This is a genomic window from Cobetia sp. cqz5-12, assembly GCF_016495405.1.
GTDB lineage: Bacteria > Pseudomonadota > Gammaproteobacteria > Pseudomonadales > Halomonadaceae > Cobetia.
In genome coordinates this window covers 1297737-1310180 of the sequence record NZ_CP044522.1, presented here as the reverse complement: position 1 = coordinate 1310180, position 12444 = coordinate 1297737, and the positions used below count along the sequence as shown (strand labels likewise).

The following is a 12444-nucleotide window of genomic DNA, read 5'->3' as shown; positions in this document are numbered from 1 at the left end:
CCGACAACAATAAATGCAAAGGATTTACTCCACGATGGTCGATAACAGCCCCACCATACTCATCACGTTCGCTATCTATCTGGCGGTGATGCTCGGCATTGGCCTGCTGGCCTACAAGCGCACCTCCAACATGTCGGATTACATCCTGGGTGGCCGCTCATTGGGCCCCTGGACGTCCGCCATCTCCGCCGGTGCGTCTGACATGTCCGGCTGGTTGCTGCTGGGTCTGCCCGGCGCTGCCTACCTCAGCGGCCTGTCCGCTGCCTGGATCGGCATCGGTCTGCTGGCCGGTACCTGGCTCAACTGGCTGATCGTCGCCAAGCGCCTGCGTATCTACAGCTTCATCGCCAGCGACTCGCTGACGCTGCCGGATTACTTCGAGAAACGCTTCCGTGACAACTCCAAGATGTTGCGCGTCATCTCGGCCGTCTTCATCCTGCTGTTCTTCCTCTTCTACACCAGCTCCGGTCTGGTGGCAGGTGGCAAGCTGTTCGAGACCGTCTTCGGCCTCGACTACACCATCGCCGTGACCGTCGGTACCATCGCCATCGTGTCCTACACCTTCTTCGGCGGCTTCCTCGCCGTGTCATGGACTGACCTCATCCAGGGCCTGATGATGGCCGCTGCCCTGATCGTGGTGCCCATCGTGGCACTCACCGACATGGGTGGCGTGGCAGAAGCGACCTCGCGCATCACCGCCGAGAACCCGCTGCTGCTGGAATGGTTCCGTGACGCCTCCACCGGCGAAGCGCTGACGCTGGTCGGCATCATCTCTTCACTGGCCTGGGGTCTGGGCTACTTCGGTCAGCCGCACATCCTGGCGCGCTTCGCGGCCATCCGCAGCGAGAAGGACGTCGGTACCGCACGCACCATCGCCGTCGTCTGGTCCGCACTGGGTCTGTTCGCGGCCATCTGCATCGGCCTGCTGGGTCTCGTCTACGTGCCGAAGGACCTGGCCGACAGCGAGAAGATCTTCATGGTCATGGTGAACTTCATCTTCCACCCGGCGGTTGCCGGCGTGCTGCTGGCCGCCATCCTGGCTGCCGTGATGTCCACCGCTGACTCCCAGCTGCTGGTGTCGTCCTCTGCGCTGGCCGATGACTTCTACAAGGCGCTGTTCAAGAAGGATGCGACCCAGTCCGAGCTGGTGTGGGTCGGTCGCTTCGCGGTGGTCGGTATCGCCATCATCGCCTGGATCCTGGCGCTTGACCCGAACTCCAGCGTGCTGGGTCTGGTGTCCTACGCCTGGGCCGGCTTCGGTGCCGCCTTCGGCCCCGCTCTGATCATGTCGCTGTACTGGCGTCGCATGAACCGCTTCGGCGCGCTGGCCGGCATCATCGTCGGTGGCGTGACCGTGGTGGTCTGGAAGCAGCTGTCCGGTGGCATCTTCGATCTCTACGAGATCGTGCCGGGCGTCATCTTCGCCTACATCGCCATCTACGTGGTCAGCATCATGAGCGCAGCACCGGCTGATGACATCACCACGGAATTCGACAAGGTCGAGAACCACGCCTGATCGAGGTGTGACAAGACACTGTTGACGCCTGTATTGCCGTTCATATCGGGAATACGACAACGCCGCCCCTCGGGGCGGCGTTGTCGTTCATGGCAACTGGTCCTCACTGACTCACGCTGTCATGGCTTTCTCATATGGCCTGATCACATTGGCGAGGCTTGCGAAAATCGATCACCCAGACGCCCTCTTGCAGTGACAGCGCTGGCGATTGCACTTGAGACTGCACTTGCGACAGAGCTTGAGATTGAACGGATGAAGGGGCTGAGGACTGACCGGTAGGCTGACTGGTGGGCTGATCGGAGGACTGACTGACAGCATCGCTCGGCGCACAAGACGAATGCGCTCGCAGGCGTGCCTTGAGCGCCTCGTCGCGCAGCAAGGTCACCGCGCTGGCGCCTGCCAGGCGCAGCCGTACCACGGCCCAGTAGTTGTCGGGCGTGAAGGCGGCGACCAGATTCTGGCCCACAGCCGCCACCTGCTGGCGGGCGACTCGCGCCAGCGGCGCCACTGGCGCCTCGCCCAGCACCAGTACCGGCAAGGCATCGCGCGACTGATAGCGCTCGGCGTCGCGGGGCGAGTCCAGCGGCAGGCCCTGCTCCCGCGCCTGAGCCACCAGCGTGCGAGCCAGCTGCGTTTCATGAGCCTGCTGGGCGGCCAGCGCATTGCTCCAGGCGGCGAAGATCACCACATGGCGCACCAGCAACAGGCCGGCGACGATCAACAGACACTGCTTCAAAGGGCACTGCGTCAGACGCCGCCGGACAGGTGTCTTGCGCTGCGTGTCGGCCGCTTCAGTCATGCTCTGCGTTGCGCTTGCTTCCGTGCTCGCACTCACACTCTCACTCGTACTCTGAGCCAGCATCAGGGCGCCACCCAGCAGCGGCCCCCAGGCGATCAGGGTGCGCGAATGAAATACCGGCTCGGCCAGCAACAGCATCGGCCCCCACAGAGCAGGAACCAGCAGCAGCGCCCACAGGGCCCAGCTCATGCGCTGCAGGGATAGCTGGCGCGTCGAGCGAGACCTGCCCTCGGGTGCGCCAGCGGCTTCTACCTGACGCACAGGCGCGCCACGAGGCAGGAGTCGCAACAGCGCCACCCCGACCAGCAGTAACAGACTGAGCAGCAGCGTGACCTGCCCCAGCCCCTCACGCAGCGCGCCCAGCACCACAGTCAGGTTGTGCTCGAGTCCCGCCAGCAAGGCCTGAGGGTCAGCGAAGGGCAGCATCTGGCCATGCTGCTGACTGTATTCGCCCGCCACCAGCAGGCGCGTGATGGGCAGATAGAGCAGCAAGGCGACGAAGGCCAGCGTCCCACGCTGCAACAGCATCCGCCAGCGCGACCACAGCGACGTGCTGGCAGCACCCGCGAACAGGGCTTCGAGCAGGCTCAGCACCAGAAAGGCATTCAGGGCCGGTTGATAGCAGCACAGCGCCAGCAACAACAGCAGCAAGGCGCTCAGCGGTGGCTGCCAGACTGGCCATGGGCCTCGCCCTTCGCTTATCCCTCCGGCTGGCTCTCCCTCTACCCCGCTTTTCCCGCCAGGACGCAACACGAGACTGGCCAGTATGGCACTGGCCAGCGCCACGCTCATCGGCAGGCTGTCGAAGACATAGCTGAAATTCTGCAGGGTGAAGGGCGTCAGCCAGATCAGCGCATTGCCCGCTACGCAGCCCACCAGCGAAAGCCCCGGCAGCCATCGCCACCAGGCCAGCGCCATGCCCGCCGCCAGCCCCCAGGCTGCCAGTTGCGGCAAGGGCGCGATATTGACCAGCACATCGCCGAAGCCCAGCAGGCGCATGATGCCCTCGGCGGCCGGGCGCGCATTGAGCATCCAGCCGAAATAGCCATCCAGCGCACGACTCATGTCATCCAGATACAGCGCGTGCGTGGCGATCAATGGCACAAGCCCGAGGCCGATCACTACGAGACTGGCAAGCAGAATGCGCCATGCCTGACGTCGCCTGACATCAGCGGCATCACACGCTTGGGACAACGACTGCGACCTTGTCATGCACTGGACTCCCGATCAGAACGACACGCAGGACGGATGACGTCGAGAGTACCTGACTCGGGGCGCGATGGAATGCCCCGACGAAAGCCCATGAAAAACGCCACCCAAGGGTGGCGTTGTCGACCTGCATACGTGATGCGTAAGTTACTCGGCCGGCGTGCTGGCCTGATGGAAGTGCACATCGCGCTGCGGATAGGGAATGCTGATGCCGCGCTCATCGAAGGTCAGCTTGATGCGTTCGGTCATGTCCCACTTCAGCGCCCAGTAGTCGGAGGCCTTGCACCACATGCGGAAGTTGAAGTTGACCGAGCTGTCGGCCAGTTCCGCCACGGCGATCAGGTAGGACGGCTCCTTCATGATGCGCTCGTCACCGGCGACCAGCTCCTCGAGCACCGCCTTGACCTGACGGATGTCGTCGTCATAGCTGACACCGACGACCAGGTCCAGACGACGCGTCGGCAGCGCCGAGTAGTTGGTGATGGTGTTGGACATGACGCTGGAGTTCGGCACGGTGACCTTGCGATTGTCCGGCGTCACCAGGCGGGTCTGCAGCATGGTGATCTGATCGACACTACCGGAGGTCCCGGCGGCTTCGACGTAATCGCCCTTCTTGAACGGACGCAGCGTGACCAGCAGGAAGCCGGAGGCCAGATTGGACAGCGAGCTCTGCAGCGCCAGACCGATCGCCAGACCCGCCGCACCCAGCGCAGCGATCATGGAGGTGGTATCCACACCGAGCTGGTCCAGGGCGGTGAGCAGCACCATGACGACCAGAATGGCGTAGGCGATCTGACCGACGAAACCGGCCGCCGCCTCGTCCATGCTCTTGCGGTGCAGCAGCGAGGTCGCCCACTGGGTCAGACGCTTGGCGACCCACATGCCGAAGACCAGCACAGCCAGCGCCGACAGCAGGGTTCCGCCCCATTGCAGCCCTATCTCGAACAGCTGACTGGTATCCATGGGAATGGCATTCAAAAATTCCACGACAACTCCTTGAGCAGCCCTTGCATGGCAGTCAGCAGACTACCGGGTGCTTTATCGTTATAGGGCACGAGGCGTGCGCCGGGGACGCACAGGCACTCGGCCGAACGGATCATTGGGTATTCACGCGCGCACAATTTACCTGACTATTGGCGTCACGTCAGTGCTCTTGCCGCTGAAGCAGCGTGCCTGCCAGGCCATTCATCCATTCAGGGCTGCGCTCGAGCGGGCGTCAGTCCCAGCGGCGAGCGCAGCGTCAGCGCGTCCAGGCGCAGGCCCACGGGAAACTTGTTGGCATCCAGACCCGCATCGCGTGGCGCGATGGGCGGCGGCCCCTTGAGGGTCAGGCTGAAGCTGCCATCGCTTGCGATCAGCGCGGCGGGCACCTCGACCTCGAAGCGCTCATAACGGCCGCCCACTGGCCAACGCGTGACGGTCTGCTCCCCGATCATGACTTCCACCGGCTGTGCGGCGGCCGAATCCGGAAAGCGTGACAGCTCAAGCGCCACGACCACGGCCTGCGAGCCTGCCGGTGAGACATCGGGCGCGACCCGCAGGCGCAGCGTGACCTCCGCCAGCCGCGCACTGACCGGCACGTCTTGCTTGGGCGAGTAGAAACCGGCCCACAGCACGCCGCAATTGCCCAGCGGCTCGCCCTTGCGGATGGGGTAGCGCTCACCCGGCGTCAGTACCGGCACCTCGCCCATCGGCCGATAACAGGTGGTGGCATGCTCGATGAAGTAACGCCGGTAGTGCTCATCGACCTTGGGCGTGCGCGCCAGCCACAGCAGGGTGAGTTCGAAGGCCAGCACCACGACGGTGGCCAGCAGCCACCAACCCCGCTGACTGCGCCGTGGCCGTGGCGCGCCATACAGCGCATCAGACAAGCCAGAAGACGGTGTCATACCAGTTCTCCACCAGCCAGAGATTAGCGAGCGCGCCCAGCATGACCAGGCCCCAGGCCAGCGTGCGTGGCAGACGAGTGAGCAGGTCATGCAAGGCCAGCACGAACACCGGCATGCCGATCATGTAGCGCGGAATGGCGTCCAACCCGGTCGCCAGCGGTATGAGAAGCGTGAAACCCGCCAGCCCCATCTCCAGCCAGCGCCGCTGCAGGCCCAGCCAGCCGATCAGACCGACACCGACCAGTGCCATGCTCGCCTGCCACGCCGGACGCAGCGTCTCCGGTACGCTCTGCCAGTAGCTCAGCCCTTCAATGAGGTTGGCGAGGGGGTTGCCCATCTCACGGCCCCAGGAAATCTGCACATGGCTGAAGGCCAGCGCGTCGCCCGTGCGGTGATAAAGAAGCGCCATGAACAGAAACAGCCCCAATGGTCCTACCACGCCGATCAGCAGCCAATCGGACCGCCGCCACAGCTCGGCGAAGGCGCGCAGGCGCAGGCGCGCCACAAGCTCGATCCCCATCGCGATGACCCAGAACACCCCGGTGGCGCGTGTCATCGACAGCAGGAAGGTCCACAGCATGACGCGGCCGGTGCGCTGACAGCGCCAGTCGATCAATGACGCCAGACACAGCAGCCAGAAAAGGGACTCGGAATAGAGCGCACTGAAGTAGAAACTGTAGGGCATGCTGGCCGCCAGCCACACGAACAGCAGCAACGGCGCGCCGGGACGCGTGATGGCCAGATAACGACAGCCCAGCCCCAACGCGACGGCCAGCAGGGCATTGCTCAAGAGCACGCCCATCAGTTCGGGGTCCAGCTGACCGCCCAGTGTCACCAGCCACAGCAGCACCGGATAGAGCGGAAAGAACGCCCAGTTGGCGGCGTCGCCATCGCTCATGCCGCGCGCCTCGACATCGTAGCCGCGCGTCATGATGCCCTTGAACCAGCTGCCATCGAACTGCGCCATGGCGTGCAGATAGCTGTGATCGCCCCACAGCGCGATGGCGAGCCAGACTGCGCGCGTCACCAGCAACGCCAGCAGGATGTGTCCCCAGGGGATACGCACGGCCTGTGCCCGCGCGAGTGCCTCAGAGGGGGGCGGCGTCTCGGCCGCCAGTGTCTTGAGGCGCTCTCCCAGCGTCGAGCGCGGTCCTGCGGTGACGCTGTCATTCATGCATGGTCTTCCTTGAAGGCCCACAGCCGTGAGGCCAGATAGGTCACGATCGGCACCGAGAGCGTTGCGATCGCGATGGCGACGAAGCCCGACAGATCCAACCCCTGCATCAACAGTGCCAAGAGGCCATTGTTGAGCGCAAAGCCGCCCGCCGCGACCAGTCCGAAGCGCCAGGCACTGCCCTGGCGCTTGAAGGTCAGCCGGCGATGGCCGACCAGTGAGACCTGAAACGCCACGCAGAAGGCAATGATATTGGCGATGAACTCATTGAGCTGCGGCCACAGGAACAGCAGCAAGGCAGCAACGCCCAGGTGAACTCCCGTCGCGGCCAGCCCGACCAGCCCGAAACGAGTCGCGGTGCCCGCCTCCTCCCTGGCGCGCGCAGCGACTGGCCTGTCAGTCTCGGTGACGCCCTCACGATCAGCGCTCAAGTGATTCACCTCGCGCCGCACCGCGCACGACTCGCGCAGTGCTCAGACCACTGTCAAGCCCCCTGTCCGGTGACACGCTGCCCTGCGGGCTGTCGTGCAAGCTGTCATGGTCGATCAGGTAAAGCGGACGCTGCTTGGTTTCCATAAACAGACGACCGAGGTATTCGCCCAGCACGCCGATCGAGATCAGCTGCATGCCGCCGAAGAACAGGATCGCGACCATCAGAGAGGCATAGCCCGGCGCATCGGCGCCGAACAGCACGGTCTTGCTGATGATCACCAGGATATAGAGGAAAGACATGGCGGCGACGACACTGCCGATATAGGTCCAGACCCGTAGCGGCCAGGTCGAGAAGCTCACCACGCCATCGAGGGCGAAGTTCCACAGCTTCCAGTAGTTGAACTTGGTGGTGCCGGCCGTGCGCGACGGGCGCTGGTAGGTGACGCCCACCGAGCGATAGCCAGGCCACGAGAACAGACCCTTCATGAAGCGGTTGCGCTCGGGCAGGCGCCGCAGCGCCTCGACGACACGGCGATCCAGCAGGCGGAAATCGCCCGCATCGCGCGGTATCTCGGTGAAGGTCAGGCGATTGAAGACGCGGTAGAACCAGCCAGCCGTCTTGCGCTTGGTGGCGGTGTCCTCATCGCGCGCGGCGCGCACGCCATAGACCATGTCATAGCCGGCCTGCCATTGGCTGATGAACTCGAGGATTACCTCCGGCGGGTCCTGCAGGTCGACATCCATCGGCACGACGGCATCGCCACGCGCCTGCTCGATCCCGGCGGACATGGCCGCTTCCTTGCCGAAATTGCGCGTCAGACTCAGGTAACGCACGCGAGCATCGCCGGCCGCCGCGGCCTCCAGACACGCCAGGGTACCGTCGGTCGAGCCATCATCGACGAACAGCACTTCAAGATGCGGTACCTGCGAGCCCAGGGTCTTCTCGATGGCCTCCAGAAAGAGACCGATGGTCTCCTCCTCATTCATCACCGGCACCACCAATGACAAGACCCAGTCGCCGGAAAGGCGGCGCGACATGTCGCGGGGAATATGCCCCGACGAGGTCGAGGACTGCTTGCCAGACGCCTGGCCGCAGGATGCATCAGCTGAGGACCGCATGGTATTTCCTCCATCGAGAGCCCCGTCATTCCTGCACGCCAGGGCATCATCATCTGACAAGGTGGGAGAGAAGAGGACACAAGTGCTGCACCAACGCTTACCAGACACGCTCCTCCTCTTGATCGGCGCCTCTTCTCCCTCCGCTTTATTACCTCTTGGGGCCGAGGGCGACGAATACAACGCAGCGTCAATGCTGAGCCGCCAGCACGAACGGGCCTGCCAGCGGCAAGAATCGTGAAAGGCCCCGAGCAGCGTCAGGAATCGGCAAGGGCCTGCGAGGGCCGGCAAGAGCTTGCGAGAGCGGTCTGCGAGAGCGATCTGCGCGGGTCGGTGAGCGCGTCGCAACCTCGCTGCGTTATAGAGCCTGCGACCTCATCAAGTAAAGCCTGAATCACACAAGGGCTCGCAAGCCATGCCCCTTGAATCATGACATCAGCCATCAACAGGCACGGCCGCTCCGGGGAGCGGCCGTGCTTGCTCGTGCCATGACAGGAGTCGCAATGAACAGAATCACCATGAACAGGAGCGCAATGCAAAGCGCCTGCGCAATCGCGTTACTGACTGGACGCGAGAGTCACCAGCGTGATGAGCAGCAGACACCAGCTCAGCGGCGCCCCCAGCAGCCAGGCGCGAGTCGCGTGGCGCGGCACCAGGCCGACGCCATGCGTGAAGCCGGCGCCCAGCCCCCACAACGCGATCAGCAACATCAGATAGCGCGGCCCTGTCTGCATCGAGGCGATCGCATCCGGCCCCAGCAGCATCCAGATGGCCACCATGGCAGACAGCAGCAGCGAGGCCAGATGGGCAGGTCGAGTTCGGCACCAGGCCGGTGGTCGTGAGGCGTACCAGGGTCGTGACATCGAGCTCTCCTTGATCGGAACGGTCAGCGGCGCAGAAGCAACGTTGGGGGCCGCCTCACTCAATCATCGTCAAAGGTGTGGGTCTGCTCAAGCCACAATGCATTGATGATGCCCGCGAAGCAGGCCAGCAACACACCGAGAATCCAGGCGAAATACCACATGGTGTCGTCTCCTGGCGAGGGCACTGCCCTCGCCTGTTTGGCAAATGGAAGCAATTGGCCCAGCTAGCTCAACTCAACTCAACTCAACTCAATTCAGGCCAGGCCAGGCCAGGCCAATTCAGGTCAGCACAACTCAGGTCAGCACAACTTCAGGTCAGGTCAGCGCACCTCAGTAGAGGCTGTGACCGTCCTGCTCGATGTGCGCGACGGTGACGCGACGCCACATCTTCACGTAGCACCAGGTGGTGTAGAGGATGATGGTCGGCACCATCATCAGCCCCGCCACGGTGACGATGGAGAGCGTCAGCTCGCTGGAAACGGAATCCCACAGCGTCAGGCTGGCCTCGCTCATGCGCGAGGACGGCACGATGAACGGGAACATGCTGATGCCCGCGGTGGCGACCACCCCCCCTACCCCGACGGAGCTTGCCGTGAAGGCCGCGCCGCCCTTGCGCCGAGCCGACAGCACCATCGCGGCCAGCACACCGGCGACCGCGCTGAGCGGTGCCAGCAGCGTCAGCGGCTCACGTGCATAGACATCCAGCCAGCTGCCCGGCCCGACCTGCTTGTCCAGTAGCTGAAGCGCCGTGCCGGTATCCCCCATCTGATCGATGCTGTAGCCCATGCCGGACAACCACACCCACAGCCCCCCAAGACCGAACAGCCCCAGGGTCAGCAGGCCCAGCGGCTGCACAATACGCGCACTGCGTGCGGCGACGGCCTCATCGGCACGTGCCACCAGCCAGGTGCCGCCATGCAGCATCACCATCACGATGGACAGTGCCGTACACAGCAACGCGAAGGGATTGAACAGGCCCAGGTAGCTGCCGTCGTAGCTGGCACGCATGAATTGATCGACTTCCAGCGGCACGCCCTGCAGCAGATTGCCGAAGATCAACCCGAAGAAGGCGGTGGGAATCAGGCTGCCGGCGACAATGCCGCGGTCCCACCAGCCACGCCACTGGGTGTGCTCGAGCTTGGAGCGATAGTCAAAACCCAGCGGGCGGAAGAACAGCGAGAACAGGATGGTCAGCATCGCGAAATAGAAGCTGGAGAACACGGCGCCGTAGACCACCGGCCACACCGCGAACACCGCGCCGATGGCGGTGACCAGCCATACCTGATTGCCGTCCCAGTGCGGGGCCAGGGTATTGATCACCACGCGGCGCTCGCTGTCATTGCGGCTTACCAGCGGCATCAGCATCGCCGCGCCCATGTCCATGCCATCGGTGATGACGAAGCCGATCAGCAGCAGCCCGACCGCCACCCACCAGAACAGCTTGAGGATCTCGTAATCCCACATGATCCGTTACTCCTTGAATGACAGCGAAGGATTGAGCGCCATGCCGTCCTGTTCGCTCAGAGAGGTGCTCGCGCCGGTACGCTCGAAGTGATAGCGACCGGTGTGCAGGGAAGACGGTCCCTTGCGCGCGAAGTGGAACATCAGCCACATCTCGATGACGAAGAACAGGCTGTAGAAGGCCAGGAAGCCACCGATGGACCACCACAGATCCGACTCATCCAGACTCGAGGCCGCCATGAAGGTCGGCAGGATCTCCCCCACCGCCCACGGCTGACGCCCGAACTCGGCCACGAACCAGCCGGTTTCCACGGCGATGAACGGCAGCGGGATCGACAGCAGGCAGATCCACAGGAAGGGACGCACGTCGAAGCGATGCTTGGCGGTCATCCACACGGCGGCAATGAAGATCACCAGCATCGCCATGCCACACGCCACCATGATGCGGAACGAGAAGAACATCGGCGCGACCGGCGGAATGGAATCGGCGGCGGCCTTGTCGATCATCTCCGGCGTGGCATCTGATGGCGTCTCGACATAGCGCTTGAGCAGCATGCCGTAACCGAGATCATCCTTGACCGCATCGAAGGCCTTGCGGGTCGCGATGTCGTCCTGGCCATCACGCAGCTGCTGGAGCAGATCATAGGCCTGCATGCCATTGACGATGCGTCCGCGGTGCTCCTCGGTCAGCTCCTTGATACCGGGAATCTCGGTATCCAGCGAGCGCGTGCCGATCAGGCCCATCACGTACGGAATATGAATGCCGTAATCGGTGTGCTGGGTCTCCTCGTTGGGCAGGCCGATCAGCGTGAAGGACGCCGGCGCCGGCTCGGTTTCCCACATCGCCTCGATGGCGGCCATCTTGGCCTTCTGGACATCCCCGACCTCGTAGCCGGACTCATCGCCCAGCACGATCACGGAGGCCACCGAGAACAGGCCGAAGGCGGCGGCGATCGCGAAGCTGCGCTTGGCAAAGCCCAGATCACGCCCCTTGAGCAGGTAGAAGGCGCTGATGCCGAGCACGAACATGGCGCCGGTCACATAGCCTGCCGACACGGTATGCACGAACTTGGCCTGGGCGACCGGATTGAAGATGACATCCGCGAAGCTGGTCAGCTCCATGCGCATGGTCTCGAAATTGAAGGTCGCACCGACCGGGTTCTGCATCCAGCCGTTGGCGATCAGGATCCACAGTGCCGAGAAGTTGGAGCCGAAGGCCACAAGCCAGGTCACCATCAGGTGCTGGCGTTTGGTCAGGCGGTCCCAGCCGAAGAAGAACAGGCCGACGAAGGTGGACTCGAGGAAGAAGGCCACCAGGCCCTCAATGGCCAGCGGCGCACCGAAGATGTCACCGACGTAATGCGAGTAGTAGGCCCAGTTGGTGCCGAACTGGAATTCCATCGTCAGGCCCGTGGCCACACCGAGGGCGAAGTTGATACCGAACAGCTTGCCCCAGAACCTGGTCATGTCCTGGTAGACCTGCTTGCCGGTCATGACATACAGGGATTCCATGATGGCCAGCAGGAAGGCCATGCCGATGGTCAATGGTACGAACAGGAAGTGGTAGAGCGCGGTCATGCCGAACTGGAACCGCGACAGCTCCACGACGGTATCGGAGATCATGTCTTAACCCCTTTGCGATAAGGCGGACGGTCAGGCTGCCGTCCCTGCATGCGCTTGCCACCGACGTCGGGGGACACATCAGGCCGACTCTCGCCGGCAAGCACACAGGCAATGGCACCGTGGCACCAAGACCTTGGTCGGCATTGTCTACCCTCCCGCGCCAGTCTCCAGATGTCAGGTTGTCGCACTCACCGGGCGAATGTCGCACTCGTCACCTCCGCCAAGTGCCTGTCGTCACTGGATAACTCCGCTGCAAGCCGCATGGATGCTGAAGCAACGGGCATCACTGGCCTGGCACCATCTCAACGCTGACTCTGCGCACCTGCGTGCGCGCTGCGACCATCGACCACACTGCGACGTCG

General features: G+C 63.6%; 11 protein-coding genes. 1 reads left to right on the top strand and 10 read right to left on the bottom strand.

The window, feature by feature from the left end; all coding sequences use genetic code 11:
* Window positions 1–34 precede the first annotated feature (34 nt).
* Window positions 35–1516, top strand: coding sequence for a sodium/proline symporter PutP (putP, locus tag F8A90_RS05595; RefSeq protein ID WP_166019493.1), 1482 nt, complete (start codon window positions 35–37; stop codon window positions 1514–1516).
* Between the two features lie 130 nt (window positions 1517–1646).
* Here the strand turns inward: putP and F8A90_RS05590 are convergent, their stop codons facing one another.
* The 10 genes from F8A90_RS05590 to F8A90_RS05545 all read right to left on the bottom strand — a co-directional run bounded on the left by F8A90_RS05590 (window position 1647) and on the right by F8A90_RS05545 (window position 12082).
* Complete coding sequence (locus tag F8A90_RS05590; RefSeq protein WP_200019327.1) at window positions 1647–3527, bottom strand: glucosyltransferase domain-containing protein; 1881 nt, start codon at window positions 3525–3527, stop codon at window positions 1647–1649.
* A gap of 144 nt (window positions 3528–3671) precedes the next feature.
* Window positions 3672–4511: a mechanosensitive ion channel family protein gene (locus tag F8A90_RS05585; protein WP_233593456.1), complete on the bottom strand. Its 840-nt coding sequence runs from the start codon at window positions 4509–4511 to the stop codon at window positions 3672–3674.
* Window positions 4512–4717: 206 nt separating this feature from the next.
* On the bottom strand, window positions 4718–5413 hold the full coding sequence (locus F8A90_RS05580; RefSeq protein ID WP_166019491.1) for a hypothetical protein: 696 nt from the start codon (window positions 5411–5413) through the stop codon (window positions 4718–4720).
* The gene (locus tag F8A90_RS05575) at window positions 5388–6587 is read right to left on the bottom strand and encodes a hypothetical protein (protein WP_200019326.1); all 1200 of its coding nucleotides are present in this window, start codon (window positions 6585–6587) and stop codon (window positions 5388–5390) included. Before F8A90_RS05575 ends, F8A90_RS05580 begins: the two co-directional genes overlap by 26 nt.
* The gene (locus F8A90_RS05570; protein WP_200019325.1) at window positions 6584–7018 is read right to left on the bottom strand and encodes a GtrA family protein; all 435 of its coding nucleotides are present in this window, start codon (window positions 7016–7018) and stop codon (window positions 6584–6586) included. Before F8A90_RS05570 ends, F8A90_RS05575 begins: the two co-directional genes overlap by 4 nt.
* Complete coding sequence (locus F8A90_RS05565) at window positions 7008–8138, bottom strand: glycosyltransferase family 2 protein (protein WP_233593455.1); 1131 nt, start codon at window positions 8136–8138, stop codon at window positions 7008–7010. The genes F8A90_RS05570 and F8A90_RS05565 overlap by 11 nt, the downstream gene beginning before the upstream one ends.
* Window positions 8139–8692: 554 nt before the next feature.
* Window positions 8693–8998, bottom strand: coding sequence for a cyd operon YbgE family protein (locus F8A90_RS05560; RefSeq protein ID WP_166019488.1), 306 nt, complete (start codon window positions 8996–8998; stop codon window positions 8693–8695).
* 59 nt (window positions 8999–9057) lie between these two features.
* A complete protein-coding gene (gene cydX, locus F8A90_RS05555) occupies window positions 9058–9159 on the bottom strand; it encodes a cytochrome bd-I oxidase subunit CydX (protein WP_024951692.1) in 102 nt (33 codons plus the stop codon).
* Between the two features lie 169 nt (window positions 9160–9328).
* Window positions 9329–10462 (bottom strand): cytochrome d ubiquinol oxidase subunit II, encoded by a 1134-nt coding sequence (gene cydB / locus F8A90_RS05550; protein ID WP_200019324.1) that lies wholly within the window; start codon window positions 10460–10462, stop codon window positions 9329–9331.
* Between the two features lie 6 nt (window positions 10463–10468).
* Complete coding sequence (locus F8A90_RS05545; RefSeq protein ID WP_200019323.1) at window positions 10469–12082, bottom strand: cytochrome ubiquinol oxidase subunit I; 1614 nt, start codon at window positions 12080–12082, stop codon at window positions 10469–10471.
* Between the last annotated feature and the right edge of the window lie 362 nt (window positions 12083–12444).